Here is a 20923-nt window from a genome sequence, read left to right as displayed (position 1 = left end):
CTGAGTCTGCGGCTTCGACGGCGTCGCGGCTGGCGGAAAACAGACGTCACGGCGGCCGGTCGCCTCCCCACAAAGGCGGCCGGCCGCCGCAGCCACTCCAAGGTCTACTTCAGGTCGACCTGGAAAACCTTGTCCGAGCCCGGCCCGCCGTCCCCGTTGTTGTCGGCGTTGGTGGTGGTCAGCCACAGGGAGTTCGTGCCGGGGACGGACTCGACCGTACGCAGCCGCCCGTAGTCGTTGGTGTAGTACGCCTTGGGGGTGCCGGCGGTCGTCCCGTCGACGGGGATGCGCCACAGGCGCTCGCCCCGTAGAGCCGCCATGTAGATCGCCCCGTCGGCGTACGCGACCGCGCTGGGCGACGCCTCCGCGACCGGCCACTGACGCTTCGGGTTGGTCATCCCGGAGACGGAGCACTCGCCCTCGCACTTCGGCCAGCCATAGTTCTCGCCCGGCTCGATGAGGTTCAGCTCGTCGTACTTGCTGTTGCCCAGCTCGCCTTCCCACAGGCGTCCTTGGGCGTCCCAGGTGATGCCCTGTGGGTTGCGGTGGCCGTAGGAGTAGATCAGCGAGTCGAAGGGGTTGCCGGGAGCCGGTTTGCCGTCGGGGGTCATCCGGAGGATCTTGCCGTTGAGCGAATTCTTGTCCTGGGCCAGATCGGATTCCCGGGCATCGCCCGTGGTGGCGTAGAGATAGCCGTCGGGGCCGAACTTGATGCGGCCGCCATTGTGGTACGTGTTCTTTTTGATGCCGTCCACCAGCACCTTGTAGTCACCGAGCGTGCTGCCGTCGAAGGTCAGGCGAGCGATGCGGTTGCCTTCATCGGCGGTGTGCATCACGTACACGTAGTGGTCGGTCTTCCAGGACGGCGATACGGCGATGCTCAGCAGTCCGCCCTCACCGCCAGTGGTCACGACGTCGGGGACCTCGCCGATCTCCGTCTTCGTGCCGTCCTGGGTGAGCGTGAAGACCTTGAACGAATCGCGCTCGGTGATCAGGGCGGAGCCGTCGGGCAACCAGCTCAGGCCCCAGGGGATGGACCAGCCCGCCGACACGGTCCGAGGGGTGCCGGGCTCGGAGGCGAGAGCGGAGGTGCCGGCGGCGCCGCCCGTACCGGGGGTCGAGGCGAGGAGTCCGGCGGCCAGGGCGGTAGCGGCGACGGCGGTCAGGGTGGTGTGGCGCGCGGCTCTGGTGCGGATGCGCATGGGGGGTCCTCCGGTCAGGGAGATGCGATGGGGCCGTTCCCTCGGGACGAGCGGACGAGCATCAGCGGCGCCGGCTGATAGGAAAGTTTCCTGTTGGTTCGGGGGACTCCGGAAAGTACTGCGCTTCAGGGACGGGGTCAAGGCGTGGGGACATGGGAGGTATCCCCCTTGCAGAACGCGGAGTTGAGGCTCAAAGACCCTTGGTCGATGGGAGCATTCCGCGAATTCCTGTAATGAGCAGGGCGGTTGTGGTTGCTGAGGCTCTTGGGGGACTGCGTAATCGCCCCATAGGTCGGACCATTTTCGCGTCCTGCCCTTGACCGTGACCCGGTGGCTGAGGATTCTGCAAAGCAACACAAGGAACGTAACGAGGCGACGACACGACGCCACGTGGTCAATGATCCGTCAACGGCCGGCGCCCCTGGAACCGTTGGTGAAACGACCGCGTTCCCCGTTCCGTTCCCTCTAGCGTGGCGAGCAATGGCTACTGTCCCTCGGTTGTGGCCTCGGCGCCCGACACTCCGCACACTTCCACGCCCCGCCTCCCTACGAAAGGCTGGAATCGGCATGAAATTCCGCAGCAACAAGGACGTCTCGTACGACGTGAGCGGGCGTGACGCGGCCACCCGCCGGCCCGCCGTTCCGCGCCGTCAGCCGGCCGACGTCTGGCGGAAGCCGGGCTATGCGGTCGTCGAGACCGCGCTCGAAGTCACCGCCTACTCGCTCACCACCCGCTGACCGCCCCGCCGTGCTGCTGCAGGTGCTGGGCACCGCGGCGGGCGGCGGAGTGCCGCAGTGGAACTGCGCGTGCCCCGGGTGCTCCGGGGCCCGCGCTCACCCCGATCGGCGCCGCCGCCACGCCTCGCTCGCCGTACGAGCCGACGACGACCACTGGTACCTGATCAACGCCACCCCCGACATCGCCGACCAGATAGAGAGCACACCCGCCCTCCACCCGGGCCCCGCGGCGCGCCGGACACCCGTGGCGGGAATCGCGCTCACCGATGCCGAACTCGACCACACACTCGGCATCGCACGGCTCCGCGAGGCCGACCGGATCGAAGTGCTCGCCACCGGACCGGTCCAGGCCGCGTTACGCGACCGCGCGCACCTCGATGACGTTCTCACGCCCTATGTCCGCCTCGAATGGCGGGAGTTGGATTCCACGCCCGTACCGCTGAGCGAGGGCTCCGACGTCGAGATCAGCGCCATCCCGCTCTCCACGAAACGGCCCCGGTACGCCGTTCGCGAGACGGGCGGTGACCAGGGCAGCGGTAAGCGCAGCGGCGAGCATCTCGCGGTTGCCGATCACCGTGACAACGATCCGTGGGTCGTCGCCATCCGGTTGCACGACCGCCGGACCGGGGGCACCCTGCTCTACGCCCCAGCCCTCGCCGCCTGGCCCGAGGCGTTCCAAGAGGCGCTGGCCGGTGCCGATGTCGTCCTGCTCGACGGCACCTTCTGGGACGACGACGAACCCCGTCGCAGCGGGTTCTCCACACGTACCGCGCACGGCATGGGACATCTGCCCATCGACGGACCTGACGGGACCGCCGTCCGCCTGGCGCCGCTAGCCGCCCGCTGCCTCTACACCCACCTCAACAACACCAACCCCCTCGTCGACCCCGCCGCGCCACAGCACAAGCAACTGGCGGAGCTGGGGCTCGCGGTGGCCGCGGAAGGCATGGAGATCGACCTATGAGCACGCCGTTCGAGGAGCGACTGCGCGGTGTGGCCCGTGACAGCTACCACGACCGCCACCCCTTCAACGTGCGGATGCACCAAGGCGAGTTGACTCCCGAGGAGCTGCGTCGCTGGATCCGCAACCGATTCCACTACCAGCGCCATGTCCCCATCAAGGACGCCCTGATCCTGGCGAAGCTGCGCACCCCGGAACTGCGCCGGATGTGGCTGCGCCGGATTCAGGACCATGACGGGCAGCAGCAGGGCGAGGGCGGAATCGAGCGCTGGCTGCGGCTCGGCGAGGCGGCCGGAATCGAACGGTCGCTGCTGCTGGACGAGGCCGGTGTCCTACCGGGCGTCCGACTCGCCGTCGACGGCTACGTCAACTTCTGCCGGCTGCGCTCGCCGCTGGAAGCGGTCGCGGCCTCACTCACCGAACTGTCCGCGCCGGACATCATGCGCACCCGGATCGACGCCTTCGAGAAGCACTACCGCTGGATCGAGGCCGACGGTCTGACCTACTTCCGCGGCCGACAGAGCCAGGGGCAACGGGACAGCAAGGAGGCGCTGGCACTGGTGCTGGACTGGGCGCGTACGGAGACCGAGCAGGACTTGGCGGTCGCCGCGCTGACCTTCAAATGCCAGGTCCTGTGGGCGCTGCTGGACGCGGTCGAGCGAGGTGAGGGGCCGTGACGCCCTGGTACCCGAAGCTTGCCTCCGGCGTCCATCTGCGCCATGACCGGATACGTGGCACCGATCTGCTGCTTCTCCCCGAACGTGTCGTGGTGCTGGAAGGGAACGCGGGGGACGTGCTGCGGCTGTGCGACGGCCGGCGCGACGTACCGGCGATCGTCGCGGAGCTGAGCCGCCGGTATCCGGGCGCGCCGGTGTCGACGGAAGTGCCGGAGTTCCTCGGGCGGATACGAGACGAAGGGTGGCTGCGATGAGCAGTTCATCCAGTTCATCCAGTTCATCCGGGCAGGATCCGGCGCACGCTCCGGAGTCCGCGCACCCGTCCCGCACGGCTCCGCCTCCGTCTACGCCTGTGCCGCCGCGCCCCTGGGCCCTGCTCGCCGAACTCACCCACGGCTGTCCACTGCACTGCGCCTACTGCTCCAACCCACTCGAACTCGTCGAGAGAAAAGCCGAGTTGACGACAGAGCAGTGGGCGGACGCACTTCGCCAAGCCGCCGATATCGGAGTGGTCAGCGCACACCTCTCCGGCGGCGAGCCACTGCTGCGTTCCGACCTCGATGCGATCGTCGCGGCGGCCGACGGCGCCGGGATCCACACCCAGCTCATCACCAGCGGCGTCGGCCTCACCCGGGCCCGGCTCGGTCGGCTCGTCGAAGCCGGCCTGCGCAGTGTGCAGCTCTCCGTCCAGCATGCCGAACCGAGCGCCTCCGATCTGATCGCCGGACGCCGTTCCTTCGCCGCCAAGGAGCGGGCCGCTGCCCTGGTCCGGGACGCCGGACTGCCGCTCGGCCTCAATGTCGTACTGCACCGCCACAACCTCGATGCCCTGGACGCGCTGATCGATCTCGGCCTCGCATGGGGCGCGGACCGCATCGAACTCGCCAACACCCAGTTCTACGGCTGGGCGTTGCACAACCGCACCGAGCTGCTGCCCTCCCGCGAGCAACTCGATCGCGCACAGCGGACCGTACGGCTCCGACGGACGGAGCTCACCGGAACCCTCGAAGTGATCTGGGTCGTCCCCGACTACTTCGACGGCAAGGCCAAACCGTGCATGGGCGGTTGGGGTGCCCTCTCGCTCACCGTCGCTCCCGACGGCACGGTGCTGCCCTGCCCGGCTGCGGCGTCGATCCCCGACCTCGGCGCCCCCAATGTCCGTGATCACCGCCTGGAGTGGATCTGGGACCGGTCCCCGACTTTCCGGCGCTACCGGGGCACGGAGTGGATGCGCGACCCCTGCCGCAGCTGTGACCTGCGCGAGAAGGACTTCGGCGGCTGCCGCTGCCAAGCCTTCGCGCTCACCGGCGACGCCACGGCCACCGATCCCGCATGCCGACTGTCCCCGCACCACTCCCTCGTCCGCGACCTGGTGGACACCCGGCCCGAGCAAACCGCCACCGGACTGGGCCGGCCGCGCAGACCCACCCGCCGCGGCACGATCACCCAGGAGGGGGCGGCGGAGCGGTGAGCACGGGAGACTTGGACGAGGCCCGTCGGCCGGGGTGATGCCTGCGTGATTCGGCTCGGATCGCAGCGCAGCGGCTGTCTCAGCGGTCGACGAGCGTGCGAAGGAGTTCCAGGCCGGCCTGCCAGTCGCCGAGGCCGCTGCCTGAATTGATGTGGCCATGGCTTCCGACGAGATGCCATTGCGCCTGCCACTCGCGCGCGAACGAGGCGGACGTCGTCGGGTCGCAGTAGGGGTCGTTGTCGCCGGCCACCACCAGGCTTCGGCACGGCAACGGCCGAGCGGACAGGTCCAGGAACGTAGCTGCGGCATGACGTGGGAACGCAGGTCCCTGGGGGTTGGGCGGCGCGACCAGGAACGCCCCAACCCCGTCGGGTCGCGCCCGGTCCAACCAGTGCGCAGCCGCCCAGCAGCCAAGGCTGTGCGCCACCAACGCCACCTGGCTGTCACGCCGGGACGCGACCTCGTAGGCGGCCTGGACTGCGTCAACCCAGTCCGCCAGGTCCGGCCTGCTCCATGAGGCCGGTGCGACCCGGACGGCCGCGGCTCCCCACCGCATCTCCCACAGACTCTGCCAGTGCCGCTCATCCGAACCGTAGATGCCGGGGATGATGACGTACGCAGCCATCGCCTACCGCCCTTTCCATCGTGGCCCGCACCTTTTCATGGGGCTACCCTGGGGCGATTCTCGATGGATCAGCGGCAGTGATCAGGCTCAGCAAGTGATCTCAAAGGAAGTGGGGGTGACAACGATGGAATCACTCGACGAGATCGACCGTGCCATCTTGGAACTGCTCCAGACCGACGGCCGGCTCACCGGAGCCGAGGTCGGACGCCGAGTCGGGCTGTCCCAGCCGGCAGCCGGCGCCCGCATCCAGCGCCTGGAGAAGAACGGGGTCATCACCGCCTACCGCGCCGTCGTCGCCCCAGCCGCGGTCGGGCTCCATATCCACGCCGTCGTCCGGCTTCGCACCACCCACGCGCAACTGCACCAGGCACTCACCCTCGCCGCCCGGACTCCCGAGGTCGTCTCGACCCTCCGTGTGACCGGCGAGGACTGCCTGCTGTTCGACGTGCACTGCTCGCATGCCGAACGCCTTGAGCAAGTCGTGGACTCCCTCGCCCGCTACGGACCGGTCACCACTTCCCTCGTCCTGCGCAGCTACCCACCCAAGTCACTGCCAACGGCACCGTGAACGACGTCATGACCCGCAAGGCACCTGCATCGCCAGCGCCCTCATCTGCGTACGCCGCGTCGCCTTGTGAGGACTGGTCTCACCGGCGGGAGAACACGGCTACGTCGTAGCGTTCGACTACGGGTACCGGCCGCTCGACGGGCTCGGCCTGGGCCGCGATGGCGAGGCGCTGTAGCCCTTCGTGGAACTGCTCAGGCGTGATCGAGGCGAACTTCGACTGCGGGCGGGTGGTCATGCGGGTGTGGTATTCGCGCAGACTCGCGGTCACCGGCTGAGCAAAGGAGGCGACCTCCTGTGCGGCGAAGCCGGCCGCCGCGAAGTCGGCCAGCAATTCCGCCTCTCCCGGAAACCGCCGTTCATCAGTGGAGCGCAGTTGTGGCCAGTAGTCGTAGACCACCGCGTCCAGCCGTTCCCGGAACGTAGTCCGGATCATCAGCACACCTTCGGGTCGGAGAATACGCGCCAGTTCGCGAGCCGCCCTGGTGCGATCGGGAAGGTGATGAATCACGCGGGAGAGGAAGGCCATGTCGAATGTGCCGTCGGCGGCGGGCACGTTCTCTGCGGCCCCTGAGACGTAGCGCACCGCGGGATGTGGATGATGGCGGCGGGCTTCGGCCAGCATCGGTTCGGAGGCGTCCACGGCCAGCACACTGGAGCCGTCGATCCAGCGCGCCATCGCGGCGGAGAACATGCCGGTCCCGGCACCGATCTCGACAACGGCCGGTGACGGGCTGGGCACAGAGGAAGCGATCAGCTCAACCCAGGCCCGCAGAGAGGCCTCGGGCATCTCGTTGCCGCGCTCATAGGCACCGGCCAGGCGCTCGTCGTCGTAGACACGATTCATGAGTACGGATCCTTTCGCGGCCATGTCACCTCGGCAAGGTTGCAGGTTGCGGCAGGCCCGGCAGGGAGAAGAGGCTTGGCGCCCAGTCCGCGGCGAGGTGATGATGCGGGGCATGAGTCTGTCGATTACGCCCGTCATCCCGGCGGGCAGTCTTTCCGGTTCGATACAGCCCTCGCTCCTGTCGTCCGATGGTGGGCTGCTTCTGCGACCCTGGGCAGCTGATGACGCTGCGGTCTTACAGGGTGCCTTCGAGGACGCGGCGATCCGGCGTTGGTCTCTGCGCCGTATGACGTCGAGGGCGGAAGCTCAGGAGTGGATCGCGGCCGCCGACCATCAATGGCAGACGGAACGTGCTGCACAGTGGGCGGTCGTCCCTGCGGACGGCGGTGAAATCCTGGGCCGGGTGGCCCTGCGCCGGATGGATCTGTTCCATGGACTTGCTGACTGTGCGTACTGGGTTCTGCCTCACGCCCGCGGTAGCGGCGTGGCTCCGCGCTCTCTCGTGGCCTTGTCCAACTGGGCCTTGAAGGAGACGGGTTTCCACCGCCTGGAACTTGCGCACTCGGACCGTAACGCGGCCTCCTGCAAGGTGGCGGCCAAGGCCGGCTTTGCGCTCGAAGGTGTTCGGCGCAGTGCGCTTCGGCATCCGGACGGGTGGCATGACATGCATCTGCATGCCCGGATTCAGGGAGATGTCTGAGCGAGAGGCGGACGCGGCCGACTTCGCCCACCGGACGTGCAGGCGCGAAGGGTTGAGTTGAACTCCTCGTCCTGAACTGCCAGCGGGCGGGTGTCCGCTATGCCGCCTCCACGACCTCGTTGCGTACGGCCAGCGTCCAGATCTCCAGCAGCACCGCATACTCCGCCATGTCCTGGGCCGTCCACGCCAGACCGTGCCGGGCGCGCACGAAATGGCGAATCGATTCGTTCGCCTCGGCAGCAGGAACAGGCATGCCCGTATGGGCAGGAGGAGTTGGGGACATATGAGCAATGTTAGGGGCAGACACTGACAACGCCTCCCGGCGTGCACGGCCCCGAGGCCACGGTCCTTGTCGTGGACGATGACCCTCACACCACGGCAACTTCCTGACCAGCAAGGACCGTCGGTCCAATATGTCTCCTCGCTTCCTGCATGTGTCCATTCCCACACGCTCCGCGTTCGGCGCCCTGGGGCAACCTCAATGGAGGAACAGGCAGAAGGGGTGTCCCGCCGGATCGAAGAGCACACGGACATCGTCCTGCGGCTGGAACTCGGCTCGGACCGCGCCCATGGCCACCGCGTACGCCTCGGCCTCGGCGAGGTCGTCGACCCGGATGTCGAGATGCAGCATCTTCTGTTGCTCCGCTGCCCGTTCGGGCCACACCGGCGGCTGATACCCCGGCTCGGACTGGAAGGAGAGCCCCGTTCCACCGTCCGGACAGCTGAGCAGTACCCAGTCCGGTTCGCTGTCCTTCACCTTCCAGCCCAGCAGCCGCCGGTAGAAGTCGGCGAGCGCATGAGCGTCCAGGCAGTCCAGGACGACCGTCGCCAGCGAAAATCGAGGTCTCATGGCTACACACCCTCTCTGGTGCGATTGCGGGGAGTTGATCGCGGGGAGTGCGGAGTACTCCGATCGGGTGAGGTCTGTGTTCCTGGCCTCCCTCCATTGTGGCGTTCCCGCGCGGCCCATGAACGGATCGCCGTCGCCTTGGAGCCGCCGTTGTCAGTGGTGACCCGTACGGTGTTTCCGTAACTATCCGAGCTGCTGGCGCTTCTCGGACCCGCCCCGCTCCCGTGACAGCGCACGGGAGCGGGGCACCAGCGGGCACCCCAGGCATTGGCGTGGCGGTCAGCGCGTCGCGTGCGGTCAGCGCGTTCAGTGCCGGAGCGCAGAGCGCTGTAGATCCTGCGTAGGCGACTGGAGCGAGAGACGTGAGGGGTGGGTGGGATCGCCGGGGGTTCCCGGCTGCCGGTTGGCTTTGGTCCCGCACACCCCCTGGGCGAGGTGCTTGTTCATGGCGTCGTCTATCGGACCGTCCTGGGGGAGGTTGTTTCCGTCCAGCTTCTGATAGCGCGTCAAATTGAAGCCGAGGGAGACCTGCCGGCGACCGTCCGTGCTGGACAGAGACCAGGTCATGGCCCCGAGCACCAGGCCGTTGTGCCCCCAGAACTCCCCGCACGGTGTCTTCGTCCAGAGCAGGCCGAGGCCGTAGCGCGTCCTACTGCCCTCGATCGGCACCGTGGTCTTCATCTGGCGCAGTTGGGCTGAGGGGAGAAGTTCGCCGCCCAGCAGTGCGCGATAGAAGCGATTCAGATCGGGCATCGTCGAGATGAGCGCACCGGCCGTGCTGACCCAGGACGGGCTGTAGACGCTGAAGTCGCGCGGCGGGTTGTATCCGCCGTATGCGGCCTCGTACATCTTGGCGTGCGGTCCGGTGATGTACGGAGTCTGCGGGAAATAGGTGTGCTGCAGTCCGGCCTTCCGGATGACGTGCTGGGTGATGTACGACTCCGGTGCCCTGCCTGTGACCTTCCGCAGCAGGAGACCCGCGATCACGTAGTTGGTGTTGGAGTAGTGGTGGGCCTCGCCCGGCTTGCCCAACGGCTTCGCCTTGAGGCCGAGTCGGGCCAGCTCGTCCGGGGCGAAGTTGCGGAAGCGGTTCTCGTCCATGCTGTTGGGCGTCGCGAAGATCGCTTGGCTGTATTCGCCGATGCCGCTGGTGTGGTTGAGCAGCATCCGGACGGTGATGGCTCGGCCGCGTTCCCCGGGGATGAGGTCGGGAAGATAGCGCCCTATGGGAGCGTCCAGCGCGATGTGTCCCTTGCCGACTTCCTGGAGGACGGCCACGGCCGTGAAGGTCTTGGTGACGCTGCCGATGCGGTGCTCCATCTGAGGTGTGATGGGGCGCCCCGTGTCGACATCGGCGACCCCCGTCGCGCTCTGCCACTCCTCGGAGCCGTCGCGCACCGCCGAGTAGGCGCCGTACATCCCCGCGTCGTGGAACGCCTTGAGCGTCGAGTCCAGGGCGGCGCGGTCGAGGCCGGTCCGCTCTGCGCGACCTGCGGAGCCGGCATGTGTGTCGGCCGCCGTCGGCGCGGCGGGAGCGGGAGTGGCCGCGGCGGCCGGGGCGATGGTCGGAATCGTCAGCGTGAGGAGGGCGGCGGTAGCGGTTCCGGCCAGCCGTACACGGCTGCGGGGCGGGTGGACAACAGGCATGTTTTCTCCGTCAGTTCACGGCTTGTGGCCGCTGTTCGATCTTCGCTTCCTCGATTCTTGCGGCGGGACGGCGGCCGGCCGTCAACCTTCGGGACGACCTTGATCCCAAGTCCAGATGACAAATGTCAGGTTTCTCGGTGCGAGGGATCTTCGGGGCAGCCCGCTGAGCTGTCCGGCAGGGGAAAGGGGTGGCCGTTCCGGTCACTCGGGACACATTGGCCCGGTCGGGTAGCGGCCGTTTCCCGGCCCTCCTGAGGCGCTGCGGGCAGGCGTGCGCGACGATGGAAGAGCGAGGTGCGGCGGCGCGTGTGCAGCGCCGGCGGGGAGCGATGCCCGGAGCACCCACCGAGCAGTATCGGGAGGCCCCGATGGATTACCCGGAACGCTATGAGCTGGTATTTCAAGCTTCCGCCGTGGAGGACGACGTGGTGATCGTCCGGCGTACCGAGCGGGCCGGAGCGGGCGGGTACCCGGTCTACGAGGACGAGTCGGGGATCGTGCGCGCGGAGATCAGCGACCGTGGCGAGGTCCGCATGCTGGCCAGCGGAGGGCACCAGGTGCTCAGCACCCCGCTGCTGGCGCGGCCCCTCGTCACGTGAGCTTGGTGGTAGCCGCCACGGCCGGAGTTGGCTAGGCCGCTTCGTTCTGCTGGGAGGGCTGGCCTGTCCCGGTGACGCAGTGTTGCCGGTTGATTGCGGGCGGCCGCTTCTGTGGTGTGGCTTCGGGTGGCTTGACCACCGCTTGCTCGGTGGGTGCCTTGTCCGCCGCTGCTCGACTCCGAGGTGGAGGTTCTGCGGCGCATCGCGATCAGAGGCCGCGGAGGTGGTTGCGTCGCCGAGGTTTCCGTCGACTGTCGGGGGCGGCGGCATCGCCGTCGGGCTCGGTGTCTGAGCCGATCGCACCGCTCGTGCTGTTCGTATCAGGCTCGTCCTGCCGGTTGCGGTCGGCCTCGGGTTCGGAGTCGTGTCCGGGGGCGGGGGAGGGCTCGGTCGCCGGCTCCGGAGGGGTGACTTCCCCTCCGAGCACGGCCATGGCGCGCTCCAGCGTCTCTCCGGTGATCTGTATCCGGATCCTGGCCAGACGTTCCAACTCGTTGCGCGACACCACGTCAGCGTACCTGTCGTGTGTTCAAACCTCGGCTCCACCCCAAAAATGTGTGGACTTCGGGGAGTTGGTGGTCGTCATGTGGGCTACCGGAGGTCGGCGAGGGCTCGGGTGACGGCCGCTTCGGCGTGCAGTCGTGTGGTCGGGAAGACCGGGACCGGGGAGTGTTCGGGGCCGATGAGCAGCTCGATCTCGGTGCAGCCCAGGATGATGCCCTCGGCTCCCGCGGCTACGAGGTCGTCGATGACGGCCATGAAGGACGCACGGGACTCCTCGCGGACGATGCCGAGGCACAGCTCTTGGTAGATCACCTGATGGACGGTGCTTCGTCCGGCAGCGTCCGGGACCAGCACCTCCAGCCCGTGGCTTTCCAGGCGGCCGCGGTAGAAGTCCTGCTCCATGGTGAAGGCGGTGCCGAGCAGTCCGATGCGGCGCAGGCCGTCTTCGCGTACCGCATCCGCCGTGGTGTCGGCGAGGTGCAGCAGGGGGATGGTGACGGCGTCGGCCACCTGGTCGGCGACCTTGTGCATGGTGTTGGTGCAGATCAGCAGCAGGTCCGCACCGGCCGCCTCCAGTGCCTTGGCCGCCTCGGCGAGAATCTTGGCGGCCTGTTCCCAGTCACCTGCTACCTGCAGCTTCTCGATCTCTGCGAAGTCCACGGAGTAGAGCACGCAGCGAGATGAGTGCAGGCCGCCCAGGCGCTCGCGCGTCAGCTCGTTGAGCAGCCGGTAGTACTCCGCCGTGGACTCCCAGCTCATGCCGCCGAGCAGTCCGATAGTTCGCATCATCGCGACACTCTCGCACATGTACGCTGATTTTCCCTGGTGATTTGTGGTGCTGGCGCGATGCCGACGGGGCTGGTGACGGCGGCGGGACTGGTGACGGCGGCGGGACTGGTGGTGCCGGCGGGGGCGGTATCGCACGTAACGCCCACGCGGGTTCGGTGAAGTGGATGGCGGAGCCTGCCCTTCGATGGTTCCGATGGCTCGACGGATCGGTGCATTGGTCTGGACATGCTCAAGTGTCCGCCCATAGCCTGAGGTTGGTCTAGACCGCATCTCATCGGTGGTCGCAGAGTGCGGTCGGCCATGCCCGGTGGCACGTCAATGAACGTGCCGCGTAGGGCGGTTGCTCCTCTTCCCCCCCCACTGCGGCCGTTGCGCCTGACTCGTACGGCGGCCGGCCGCGCTCGAAGGAGTCCTGCCATGAGATCTCGTACCGCTGCGCTGCTGAGCGCCGCCGCCCTGGCTGCCGGTGTCGCCCTCGTTGTGCCGACCTCGACCGCGGCAGCCACGGCGAGCTGCTCCTCCTCGTGCGCCGCGGCCCCGGCCGGCGCCGAGACGCGGGCCGAGGGATTCGTCGTCAGCGAGGCGCAGTTCAACCAGATGTTCCCGAACCGGAATCCGTTCTACACGTACAGCGGTCTGACCGCCGCGCTCAGTGCTTACCCGGAGTTCGCGAACACCGGCAGCGACACCGTGAAGCGCCAGGAGGCCGCGGCCTTCCTCGCGAACGTGAGCCATGAAACCGGCGGCCTCGTCTACGTGGTGGAGCAGAACACCGGCAACTACCCCCACTACTGCGATGCCACCCAGCCGTACGGATGCCCGGCCGGTCAGGCCGCCTACTACGGGCGTGGACCGATCCAGCTCAGCTGGAACTTCAACTACAAGGCGGCGGGTGATGCGCTGGGCATCGACCTGCTGAACAATCCCTATCTGGTGGAGCAGGATCCCGCCGTCGCCTGGAAGACCGCGCTCTGGTACTGGAACACCCAGACCGGCCCGGGCACCATGACCCCGCACCAGGCGATGGTCACCGGCGCCGGCTTCGGCGAGACCATTCGCAGCATCAACGGCTCCCTGGAATGCAACGGCGGCAATCCCGGTCAGGTGCAGAGCCGCATCAACAGCTACAAGAGCTTTGTGCAGATCCTGGGGACCACGCCCGGCGACAACCTCAGCTGCTGAACCGCAGCCGAGGTCCCAGGCTCGTCGGATAGGGCCCAGGTCCGTCGGATGGGCCCTGGGCTCGTCGGATGGGTCCTAAGCCCGCAGCTCCTCAAGGCGCATGAGGTCGTCGCGGACCGAGTGTCGTTCCTCGGTGGTGAGGCGGATCGCGGCGGCCTCGCGCAGTGCGGACGCCGCGATCTCCTCGTCGCCCAGGCGCCGGGCGGTGTCCGCGCGCAGGATCAGGAGCTGCAGTAGCTGCACAGGGGTGGGGCGCTCGTCCTCAAGGGTCAGTGCCCGATCGATGATTTTGGCGGCCCTGGCCAGGTCCTCCTTCGAGTCCGCGAAGAGGGACGCATGGTGAAGGGCCCGAGCGAAGGTTTCCCTGGGCGCGGGCCGGTGGCGTGGGTCCTCGCTCGTCTGCTGCCCGATGCGGAGGCAGTTGCCGCCCGGATCGGACATGAGGAACTGCCGGGTGCCGTACGTGGTGTCCCTCAGCGGTCCGATGCGCGGTAGCCCGCGGGTCGGGAGTCTCCCGTACGCCGCCTTGAGGCCGGTCCTGAATGCCTCGTACAGGCCGTCGACGTCATGGGTTCGGACGTAGCACGTGCTGAATGATCCGGCCGGGTCGTAGTGCTTCATCCCGAAGAACTGGAGATGGATGCCGCCGCGTTCGACGGCCGCGTAGGGATTGGGGCTCTTCTGCTGGAACGTCACCTCGAAGCCAAGGGCGCCGTAGAAGTCGAGCACGGGCTGGAGAGTGCGGCACGGCAGGATCGGGATGGTCTTTTCGCTGATGTCGCTCACATCTGTCACATCTCGAATTCTAGTCAAAGTTGACTAGAGGCAGGAAGGGGGGCAGGAAGGGGGAGGGAGGAGGAGCGTGGCCGCCGTCAGGGGAGGGGGCGGCGGCCGCCTGCCTACGCCTTCCAGCGCACCGGCAACTGCTCCGTTCCCCGGATGAGCATTCCGGCGCGCCAGGTCAGGGCGTCGGGGTCGGCGTCCATCGCGAGGTCGGGGCAGCGCTCCAGAAGGGACCGGATGGCGATGCGTGCCTCCAGACGGGCCAGCGGGGCTCCGAGGCAGAAGTGGATGCCATGGCCGAAGGCGGCGTGGCCGCGGGCGTCGCGGGTGATGTCGAAGTCGTCGGGGGCCGCGAAGCGTTCGCGGTCCCGGGAGGCTGAGGCCAGGGCGACCAGCACGTTCTCGCCGGCGGGGATCCGCGTACCGGCGATGTCGGTCGGCTCCGTGGTGAAGCGCCAAGTGGCCGTGGCCACCGGGCCGTCGTAGCGGAGCATCTCCTCCACGGCGTTGTCGAGGAGCGAGTAGTCGGCCCGGAGGGCGGCCAGTTGTTCGGGGTGCTGCAGCAGGGCGCGCACGCCGTTGGACAGCAGGCTCACGGTCGTCTCATGGCCGGCGACCAGCAGCAGGAACGCCGTGCCGACCACCTCCTCGCGGGAGAGCTGGTCGCCGTCCTCGTCGCTGGTGCGGATCAGAGCACTGAGCAGGCCGTCGCCGGGGCTGTTGCGCGTGGCTTCGATGAGATCGACCAGGTACTCGGACACCGCGAGGGACGCCGCCTGCACCGCCTCGTCACTCGTCGGCGCCACCAGCTCGTTCGACCAGCGGCGAAACGCCTCCCGGTCGATGCTGGGAACGCCGAGGAGCTCGCAGATGACGGTCATCGGCAACGGGAAGGCGAGCGCCGCCACGAGATCGGCCCGGCCGTCCGGCGCGGCGAGCATCGTATCGAGCAGCTCATCGGTGATCTGCTGCACCCGCGGCCGGAGCGCCTCCACACGGCGAGTCGTGAACTCCTTGGCCACCAGCTTCCGCAGGCGGGTGTGGTGCGGCGGGTCCGCGTCCAGCATGTTCGTGAACAGTGCCGATTCGTCGCCCGTCTCGCCCAGCAGGCCGGACCCGCGCCAGTTCTTGCTGATGCGGGGGTCGGTGAGCGCGGTCCTGACCGCCTCGTGTCCGACGACCAGCCACGTCTCCGGCCCATCAGGGATACGTACACGGTGCACCGGCCCCTGGGCGCGCAGCTTGGCGTAGTACTTGTAGGGGTCCGCGGTGAAGTCCGCACCGAAGGCGCCCAGATCGACGATGTCCCGCATGCCTTGCCCGCTCTCTCGAATTCCGACGAAGTCCGTCGCCCGGCTCTCTTCAGCACCGTACGTACACCGGTTGGTGCCGGCATCCGCCCGGCGGAGGAGCCGCATCGCGTCATGTCCTCCGCATGCAGTGCGCGGCCGTCGCTCTGTCGTCGTGCCGGATGCGGTGGTCGTGCCGGATGCGGTCGCCGTTCGGGACGCGGTCCCCGTTGCAGGTGTGGTTGCCTCTGGAGTGGCAGGGCGGCGGCGCCGCTCGTCAGCAGCGGGCGTGGGCGGTGATGTCCGCGCTGAACTCGTCGATCATCGCGGGGGTGACGGTCGGCCGGCACTGGGCGATGGCGGCGAGGTAGTCCTCGGTGCTCGCCCCGAGCCGCCCGTGCAGCGCCGAGCCGACACCGACCGCCTCCAGGTCCCGCTCGAACGAGGCCTGGGCCGCCACACGGGCGGCGTGTTCGATATCGGCCGGGGTGAACAGCTCGCTGGCCGCCACCAGCGCCGTCACATCCACATCGGCCCGGCCGTCCGTGTACCGGGACCAGATCGCGGAGCGGGCCGCCGTGTCCGGCGTACCGATCGGGATCAGGTAGTCGAACCGGCCGGGGCGCAGGAACGCCGGGTCCAGCGAGCGGATCGAGTTGGTCGCGCACACCAGCAGCCGTTCGTCCCGCTCCCGGAAGCCGGGTATCAGCTTGAGCAGCTCGTTGGTCACACCGTGCAGTCCGCCCGGCTGGGCGGGCTCGTTGCGGACCGGCGCGATCTCCTCGACCTCGTCGATGAAGACGAGCACCCGCTCCAGCTCCGCGATCCGGGCGAACGCGCTGCGCAGCGCCGCCGCGAGATTGCCCTCATCGGCCAGCCGGGACGGGAGCAGCTCGACGAACGGCCAGCCGAGCTTGGCGGCGATGCCCCGCGCGAAGGTGGTCTTCCCGGTCCCCGGCGGGCCGAACAGGGCGATCGCCCGCGGCGGCCGGACCCCGTGTCGGGCGGCCCGCTCCGGCTCCGCCAGCGGCAGCACGACACGCCGTTCGATCAGGTCCTTCTCCGCTTCCATGCCGGCCACCTTGGCCCACAGATCGGCGGGCAGGAACCGTCCGCCGAGGTCCTCCAGGAGGCTCGCCGCGGGCCCGTGGTGCGGCTCGACCTTCTCGAAGTAGGCCACCGCCGGCTGGCGCGTATAGCCCGCGTTGAGCAGGCCCTCGCCGAGCAGGTCCTCCTCCGGCAGTACGTAGGCGATGCGGCTGACCCGGGCGGCGATCAGTCGCCGCTCCAGCTCGACCAGCAGCGCGCTCGCCAGCCCCCGGCCGCGCCACGCCGACGAGATCGCGATCCGCATGACCCAGCCCCGCTCACCCGCCACGCACGCGAGCGCGGCCCCGATGGGCGCACCCTGGTGGACGGCCACTACGGCGGGTTGCCGCGAGGTCAGCGCGCCGATGCACTCGGCGAGCGAGAAGACGGACTCCTGGCCGAGCTCGGCGGTGGAGTCGATCAGGTGGACCACTTCGGCGAGATCCTTCTCGCGGTAGTCGTGGATGAGCCAGTTCACCGGTACCGCCCCTCGTGGTGATGGTGATGGTGGTGATGTGGTGGCAGTGAGGCTAGGGGCGGCGGGGGAGCGGGGCCTGCTCCACCCTGCACAATCCGGGGCGCGGACCGCTACGGTCCGTATGTAGCCAGATCCGGCGCGGCGGATCTCCCGAGGGCTGCGGTGAGCCGCCGACGGAGGTGCCCGCCTGCCCGTCGAGCGGAGCGGTCGCCGTCCATGGAGTCGACGGCCCGCTGCCGAGGGACGGCAGGGGCCGTGGGACGCCCGAGAGCCTGCCCGGCCCGCCTGTGACGGGCGGGAATCCACTGGCTGGGCCGGGCCGCGCGATGACATGCTGTCCGGCGTGAACGGACCCGTAATCCCCTTCAGCTTCGCCCCTGAGCTGCACCTTTTCCTTGCGGCAGAGCGCAGCGCCGCCCGTACTCCCGTGGTGACCGACGGGGCGTCGACGCTCGGCCATGTCGTGGAGTCGCTGGGCGTCCCACTCACCGAGGTCGGACGGTTCGTCGTGGACGGCACGGAGGCTTCCGCCTCCCACATCCCCGGCGCGGGCGAGAGCATCGAGGTCTACGGCGTCGAGCGCCCGCAGCAGGTCCCCGGCGCGCCGCTGCGGTTCCTGCTCGATGTCCACCTCGGCACGCTCGCGCGCAGGCTGCGGCTGCTCGGCGTCGACGCGACGTACACGAACGAGGACCCCGGCGATGCGGCGCTGGCCGCGCTCTCGGCGAAGGAACAGCGTGTGCTGCTCTCCCGGGACCGCGGTCTGCTGCGCCGCCGGGAGATCTGGGCGGGCGCGTTCATCTACAGCGACCGGCCCGATGACCAACTCCGGGACGTACTGGAGCGTTTCGCCCCCACGCTCGCCCCATGGACGCGCTGCACCGCCTGCAACGGGCCGCTGGCAGACGCCGACAAGGACTCGGTCCGCGAGCACCTCGAGCACGGCACTCAGCGTACGTACGACGTCTTCGCGCAGTGCACCTCGTGCGGCCGCGTCTACTGGCGCGGCGCTCACCACTCCCGGCTGGAGGCGATCGTGGAAAAGGCGCTCAGGGACAGCGCCACCTGAGCGGCGGGGCGAAACGGCGGCCCTCGGTGCTTCCTGTGAAGCATCGAGGGCCGCCGCATACCGGCGCGTCCGGTCGGTCGTAGGAATTCCTCAATCCGGGTGACGAATGTCGGTCCTTTGAGGAGGAGCGGGGGATGGGGAGGAGGGGAGGTGCCGCCGGTGATGCGTCGACGGCCATGTGTCGGTGTATCCGTCCGTGCGTCCATTCCGTTGCGATGAGGGCGCGTGTCCCTTGCTGTTCCAATTGCGTGTCAGCAAAGGCGTTTTGGGAGTTCGCCGGCTGATGGATCCCTGTATCGAAGGAAGCTGATTGCTCATCAGGTGAGGAGTGTGCTGGCTGGCGGTTGCTCGTAAAAGGGCACTGTTTTGAGGTGAGTTCAGGCCCCGGCGGACGCTGGCCGGGCAGCGGAGCGGCTCTCTCGGCTGGGCGAGGCCGCCGGGTTTGAATGCAGGTGCCCATGCCGATCCCCATACCGACCGCGGTAGCCCCCTCATACCGACCCCGTGCCATACGGGAGCGCCTCCCACCTGCGTACTGCCGGAGTCCCCCTGCCGGCGTCCGCCCGAGGGCGCCGAACATGGCGGGGGCACGCCGGCAAAGCCCTCGGCGTGTCGCCGAGCGCGTCGTCCGGAGCGGTCCTTCGGCGGGCATCGCGCCGCCTCGGAGGCGGCTTGGAACCCCTTTAGCCCACTCGTTGCGCGACACGCCGACGACGCGCGCCATCCAACGGGTGAATTCGCTGCCTTCCGCCACCCGAAGAGCCCAGGGGCTCCCTCGAATGCGACGTTCTCCGGTGGTGCGGGGCCCCGATTCGGCTGACGGTGATCACGTCGCTACTGCGATTCCGATGTGCCGACAAACAGTCAGCCTTCGCAGTCGTGCCGAAAGGAACATGTCCTCATGCGCACTGCTCGCACACTGTTCGCTTCGGCCGCCATCACGGCGGTCCTTGCAATCTCTGCACCAGCCGCACATGCCATGATCACGGAGGACAACGCCGCGGGTGGTTCCTCCTCCAGCGACCACGACCGCGACAGGCACTGCCGCGACGGGCGTGACCATGGCCGCGACGGCGGTCGTGACAACGGCCGCGACAACGGCCGCGACAACGGCCGCGACAACGGCCGCGACAACGGCCGCGACAACGGCCGCGACAACGGCCGCGACAACGGTCGTGACAACGGTCGTGACAACGGTCGCGACGGCGGTCGTGACAATGGCCGGGGCAACGGCCGCGATGGTGGCCGCGACAACGGTCGTGACAATGGTCGCGATGGTGGTCGTGACAATGGCCGCGATGGTGGTCGTGACAATGGCCGCGATGGTGGCCGCGACAACGGTCGTGACAAGGGCCGCGATGGTGACCACGGCCGCGACTACGGGCGCGATGGTGGCCGTGGCCACGGCCGCTACTGCCACTGGCACCGTCCGAGCGGTGGGGTGCACACCGGCGGTGGCTTCCTGGCCAAGACCGTGGTGAACGACTGGGATGACGACGACCACGGCCGTGGCGGCGGCCGGGACCACGGCCGCGATGGTGGCGGCTACGGACGCGATGGTGGCCGTGACGGTGGCGGCTACGGACGCGATGGTGGCCGTGACGGTGGCGGCTACGGACGCGACCACGGCCGAGGTGGCTACGGCGACCACGGTCGAGGCGGCTACGGCGACCACCGCAAGCCGCACGGTGGCATCCACACCGGTGGCGGTGGCATGGCGACCAACAGTGGCCTGGCAGCCGGCTCGGTGCTGATGCTCGGTGGTCTTGGTGCCGGTGCCTACATGCTGCGCCGTCGTAACGCCTCGGGCTCCGCGGCGGCCTGACAAGGCTGCCCCGTACGGAGGCCGCTGCGCCGTCGCGGCCACCGTTCCTCGTGGACGGTGGCCGCGGCGATTGCGTTCCGCTTCCCCTTCACGCCTCGCCGCCGCCCCGTTCACGAAAGGCACCCTCACATGACCGCCCAGCAGTCGCCGCCCCAGCCGAACACGAACCCACCCCGCACCGCCGTCTCCGCGACCCGCCCTGTCGGCCGCGGTCTGCTGTGGTCCGCGGCGGCGTTTCTGCTGGGCTCCCTCCTCGTCTACAACTCCGTGGACACCTCGGCAGATCCCAAGCCGCAGTCCTCCACCGCCGTCGCCGCCTCCGCCTCTCCCAGGGCGACCGCCCCCGCCGATCAGTCCGCCGGTCTGGCTCTGCCCCGCTCCTTGCCGAAGCGACTGACGATTCCGGCGATCGCGGTCGACGCGCCCTTCACCCAGTTGGGTATCGGTGCGACCGGCCAGCTCGACGCACCGCCCGCAGGCAACAGGAACCTCGTGGGTTGGTTCAAGGACGGTGCGACGCCGGGTGAGCGTGGCTCGTCGATCGTCGCCGGACATGTGGACACCAAGACCGGACCGGCGGTGTTCATGCAACTCGAATCGCTCAAGCCCGGCAGCACGATCAACATCACCCGCGAGGACGCCATGGTCGCGACCTTCAAGGTCGACTCCGTCGAGACCTTCAACAAGTCGCGGTTCCCCAACGACCGGGTCTATGCCGACTCTTCGAGCGCCCAGCTCAGGCTGATCACCTGCGGCGGTGCATACGACAGGAAGGTCAGGGACTACGTCGACAACGTGGTGGTCTTCGCCCACCTTTCCTCGTACAGACACGCCTGACATAACTCCGTTTCGCACCCGGAGGCCGTACCTCGATTCCGCACAGGTGCAACCGAACAGGCCCAGGCCGGCACCCCGCCGGCCTGGGCATCGCCATACCGCTTGAAGGGAGACGGCCTGAAGGGAGGCGACACGCGGCGCACCGGTCCTTCTCTCTATACGGAATACCCGGGGAATAAGGGGAATAATGAGATGA

At 68.6% G+C, this 20923-nt stretch carries 23 protein-coding genes; 11 read left to right on the top strand and 12 right to left on the bottom strand.

All coding sequences use genetic code 11. The features are described 5' to 3' along the window. Positions 1-104: 104 nt before the first annotated feature. Complete coding sequence (locus tag WAB15_RS00625; RefSeq protein WP_407284852.1) at positions 105-1202, bottom strand: PQQ-dependent sugar dehydrogenase; 1098 nt, start codon at positions 1200-1202, stop codon at positions 105-107. A gap of 567 nt (positions 1203-1769) precedes the next feature. Between WAB15_RS00625 and WAB15_RS00620 the strand changes: the two genes are divergently transcribed. The 5 genes from WAB15_RS00620 (at position 1770) to pqqE (ending at position 5049) form a co-directional block, all read left to right on the top strand. Next, a complete protein-coding gene (locus WAB15_RS00620) occupies positions 1770-1940 on the top strand; it encodes a hypothetical protein (protein ID WP_407284851.1) in 171 nt (56 codons plus the stop codon). 10 nt (positions 1941-1950) lie between these two features. Continuing rightward, positions 1951-2904, top strand: coding sequence for a pyrroloquinoline quinone biosynthesis protein PqqB (pqqB, locus tag WAB15_RS00615; RefSeq protein ID WP_407284850.1), 954 nt, complete (start codon positions 1951-1953; stop codon positions 2902-2904). After that, positions 2901-3578 carry a pyrroloquinoline-quinone synthase PqqC gene (gene pqqC / locus WAB15_RS00610; RefSeq protein WP_407284849.1) on the top strand — a complete coding sequence of 226 codons (678 nt, stop codon included), beginning with the start codon at positions 2901-2903 and terminating at the stop codon, positions 3576-3578. Before pqqB ends, pqqC begins: the two co-directional genes overlap by 4 nt. Further along, on the top strand, positions 3575-3832 hold the full coding sequence (pqqD, locus tag WAB15_RS00605) for a pyrroloquinoline quinone biosynthesis peptide chaperone PqqD (protein WP_399149190.1): 258 nt from the start codon (positions 3575-3577) through the stop codon (positions 3830-3832). Before pqqC ends, pqqD begins: the two co-directional genes overlap by 4 nt. Positions 3833-3930: 98 nt before the next feature. Beyond that, positions 3931-5049: a pyrroloquinoline quinone biosynthesis protein PqqE gene (gene pqqE, locus WAB15_RS00600; RefSeq protein WP_407284848.1), complete on the top strand. Its 1119-nt coding sequence runs from the start codon at positions 3931-3933 to the stop codon at positions 5047-5049. Positions 5050-5128: 79 nt separating this feature from the next. On the opposite strand, the gene WAB15_RS00595 is transcribed toward pqqE, so the two are convergent. Then, on the bottom strand, positions 5129-5674 hold the full coding sequence (locus WAB15_RS00595; RefSeq protein WP_407284847.1) for an RBBP9/YdeN family alpha/beta hydrolase: 546 nt from the start codon (positions 5672-5674) through the stop codon (positions 5129-5131). Positions 5675-5798: 124 nt separating this feature from the next. Between WAB15_RS00595 and WAB15_RS00590 the strand changes: the two genes are divergently transcribed. Further along, positions 5799-6242, top strand: coding sequence for an Lrp/AsnC family transcriptional regulator (locus WAB15_RS00590; RefSeq protein WP_399149304.1), 444 nt, complete (start codon positions 5799-5801; stop codon positions 6240-6242). A gap of 79 nt (positions 6243-6321) precedes the next feature. On the opposite strand, the gene WAB15_RS00585 is transcribed toward WAB15_RS00590, so the two are convergent. Next, positions 6322-7086: a class I SAM-dependent methyltransferase gene (locus WAB15_RS00585; protein WP_407284846.1), complete on the bottom strand. Its 765-nt coding sequence runs from the start codon at positions 7084-7086 to the stop codon at positions 6322-6324. 112 nt (positions 7087-7198) lie between these two features. Between WAB15_RS00585 and WAB15_RS00580 the strand changes: the two genes are divergently transcribed. Beyond that, positions 7199-7786 (top strand): GNAT family N-acetyltransferase, encoded by a 588-nt coding sequence (locus tag WAB15_RS00580; protein ID WP_407284845.1) that lies wholly within the window; start codon positions 7199-7201, stop codon positions 7784-7786. Positions 7787-7883: 97 nt separating this feature from the next. Here WAB15_RS00580 and WAB15_RS00575 read toward each other — a convergent pair whose 3' ends face one another. The 3 genes from WAB15_RS00575 to WAB15_RS00565 all read right to left on the bottom strand — a co-directional run bounded on the left by WAB15_RS00575 (position 7884) and on the right by WAB15_RS00565 (position 10283). Next, a complete protein-coding gene (locus tag WAB15_RS00575) occupies positions 7884-8039 on the bottom strand; it encodes a hypothetical protein (protein ID WP_399149195.1) in 156 nt (51 codons plus the stop codon). A gap of 225 nt (positions 8040-8264) precedes the next feature. Next, the gene (locus WAB15_RS00570; protein ID WP_399149196.1) at positions 8265-8636 is read right to left on the bottom strand and encodes a VOC family protein; all 372 of its coding nucleotides are present in this window, start codon (positions 8634-8636) and stop codon (positions 8265-8267) included. 306 nt (positions 8637-8942) lie between these two features. Next, positions 8943-10283: a serine hydrolase domain-containing protein gene (locus tag WAB15_RS00565; protein ID WP_407284844.1), complete on the bottom strand. Its 1341-nt coding sequence runs from the start codon at positions 10281-10283 to the stop codon at positions 8943-8945. A gap of 368 nt (positions 10284-10651) precedes the next feature. Here WAB15_RS00565 and WAB15_RS00560 point away from each other — a divergent pair, with 368 nt between their 5' ends. Continuing rightward, positions 10652-10882: a DUF6296 family protein gene (locus WAB15_RS00560; RefSeq protein WP_384430388.1), complete on the top strand. Its 231-nt coding sequence runs from the start codon at positions 10652-10654 to the stop codon at positions 10880-10882. A gap of 208 nt (positions 10883-11090) precedes the next feature. Here the strand turns inward: WAB15_RS00560 and WAB15_RS00555 are convergent, their stop codons facing one another. Continuing rightward, complete coding sequence (locus tag WAB15_RS00555) at positions 11091-11387, bottom strand: hypothetical protein (protein ID WP_407284843.1); 297 nt, start codon at positions 11385-11387, stop codon at positions 11091-11093. Between the two features lie 86 nt (positions 11388-11473). Further along, positions 11474-12172: an aspartate/glutamate racemase family protein gene (locus tag WAB15_RS00550; RefSeq protein ID WP_407289130.1), complete on the bottom strand. Its 699-nt coding sequence runs from the start codon at positions 12170-12172 to the stop codon at positions 11474-11476. A 420-nt stretch (positions 12173-12592) separates the two neighbouring features. On the opposite strand from WAB15_RS00550, the gene WAB15_RS00545 reads away from it, so the two are divergent. Further along, the gene (locus WAB15_RS00545; protein ID WP_399149199.1) at positions 12593-13357 is read left to right on the top strand and encodes a chitinase; all 765 of its coding nucleotides are present in this window, start codon (positions 12593-12595) and stop codon (positions 13355-13357) included. 75 nt (positions 13358-13432) lie between these two features. On the opposite strand, the gene WAB15_RS00540 is transcribed toward WAB15_RS00545, so the two are convergent. The 3 genes from WAB15_RS00540 to WAB15_RS00530 form a co-directional block, all read right to left on the bottom strand. After that, complete coding sequence (locus WAB15_RS00540) at positions 13433-14134, bottom strand: bleomycin resistance protein (RefSeq protein WP_407289129.1); 702 nt, start codon at positions 14132-14134, stop codon at positions 13433-13435. Between the two features lie 122 nt (positions 14135-14256). Continuing rightward, positions 14257-15453: a cytochrome P450 gene (locus WAB15_RS00535; protein ID WP_407284842.1), complete on the bottom strand. Its 1197-nt coding sequence runs from the start codon at positions 15451-15453 to the stop codon at positions 14257-14259. A 253-nt stretch (positions 15454-15706) separates the two neighbouring features. Beyond that, positions 15707-16996 (bottom strand): ATP-binding protein, encoded by a 1290-nt coding sequence (locus WAB15_RS00530; RefSeq protein WP_399149201.1) that lies wholly within the window; start codon positions 16994-16996, stop codon positions 15707-15709. Positions 16997-17339: 343 nt separating this feature from the next. On the opposite strand from WAB15_RS00530, the gene WAB15_RS00525 reads away from it, so the two are divergent. After that, positions 17340-18065: a Mut7-C RNAse domain-containing protein gene (locus tag WAB15_RS00525; RefSeq protein ID WP_399149202.1), complete on the top strand. Its 726-nt coding sequence runs from the start codon at positions 17340-17342 to the stop codon at positions 18063-18065. An 826-nt stretch (positions 18066-18891) separates the two neighbouring features. Here WAB15_RS00525 and WAB15_RS00520 read toward each other — a convergent pair. Further along, complete coding sequence (locus tag WAB15_RS00520; protein ID WP_407284841.1) at positions 18892-19764, bottom strand: hypothetical protein; 873 nt, start codon at positions 19762-19764, stop codon at positions 18892-18894. Positions 19765-20019: 255 nt separating this feature from the next. On the opposite strand from WAB15_RS00520, the gene WAB15_RS00515 reads away from it, so the two are divergent. Further along, a complete protein-coding gene (locus tag WAB15_RS00515; protein WP_399149204.1) occupies positions 20020-20727 on the top strand; it encodes a class F sortase in 708 nt (235 codons plus the stop codon). The last annotated feature ends 196 nt before the right edge of the window (positions 20728-20923 follow it).

The sequence above is a fragment of the Streptomyces sirii genome, assembly GCF_045690365.1.
In the GTDB taxonomy this organism is placed as follows: Bacteria; Actinomycetota; Actinomycetes; order Streptomycetales; family Streptomycetaceae; genus Streptomyces; species Streptomyces sirii.
The sequence above is the reverse complement of the archived record's forward strand: the minus strand, read 5'-3'. Positions and strand labels throughout refer to the sequence as shown.

Excerpts from the sequence above, each read along its gene's own strand:
- WAB15_RS00625 (WP_407284852.1), bottom strand. The coding sequence starts at position 1,202 with ATGCGCATCCGCACCAGAGCCGCGCGCCACACCACCCTGACCGCCGTC.
- WAB15_RS00595 (WP_407284847.1), bottom strand. The coding sequence starts at position 5,674 with ATGGCTGCGTACGTCATCATCCCCGGCATCTACGGTTCGGATGAGCGG.
- WAB15_RS00535 (WP_407284842.1), bottom strand. The coding sequence starts at position 15,453 with ATGCGGGACATCGTCGATCTGGGCGCCTTCGGTGCGGACTTCACCGCG.
- WAB15_RS00560 (WP_384430388.1), top strand. The coding sequence starts at position 10,652 with ATGGATTACCCGGAACGCTATGAGCTGGTATTTCAAGCTTCCGCCGTG.
- WAB15_RS00545 (WP_399149199.1), top strand. The coding sequence starts at position 12,593 with ATGAGATCTCGTACCGCTGCGCTGCTGAGCGCCGCCGCCCTGGCTGCC.
- WAB15_RS00565 (WP_407284844.1), bottom strand. The coding sequence starts at position 10,283 with ATGCCTGTTGTCCACCCGCCCCGCAGCCGTGTACGGCTGGCCGGAACC.
- WAB15_RS00590 (WP_399149304.1), top strand. The coding sequence starts at position 5,799 with ATGGAATCACTCGACGAGATCGACCGTGCCATCTTGGAACTGCTCCAG.
- WAB15_RS00570 (WP_399149196.1), bottom strand. The coding sequence starts at position 8,636 with ATGAGACCTCGATTTTCGCTGGCGACGGTCGTCCTGGACTGCCTGGAC.
- WAB15_RS00515 (WP_399149204.1), top strand. The coding sequence starts at position 20,020 with ATGACCGCCCAGCAGTCGCCGCCCCAGCCGAACACGAACCCACCCCGC.
- WAB15_RS00580 (WP_407284845.1), top strand. The coding sequence starts at position 7,199 with ATGAGTCTGTCGATTACGCCCGTCATCCCGGCGGGCAGTCTTTCCGGT.
- WAB15_RS00620 (WP_407284851.1), top strand. The coding sequence starts at position 1,770 with ATGAAATTCCGCAGCAACAAGGACGTCTCGTACGACGTGAGCGGGCGT.
- pqqC (WP_407284849.1), top strand. The coding sequence starts at position 2,901 with ATGAGCACGCCGTTCGAGGAGCGACTGCGCGGTGTGGCCCGTGACAGC.
- WAB15_RS00575 (WP_399149195.1), bottom strand. The coding sequence starts at position 8,039 with ATGCCTGTTCCTGCTGCCGAGGCGAACGAATCGATTCGCCATTTCGTG.
- WAB15_RS00550 (WP_407289130.1), bottom strand. The coding sequence starts at position 12,172 with ATGCGAACTATCGGACTGCTCGGCGGCATGAGCTGGGAGTCCACGGCG.
- WAB15_RS00585 (WP_407284846.1), bottom strand. The coding sequence starts at position 7,086 with ATGAATCGTGTCTACGACGACGAGCGCCTGGCCGGTGCCTATGAGCGC.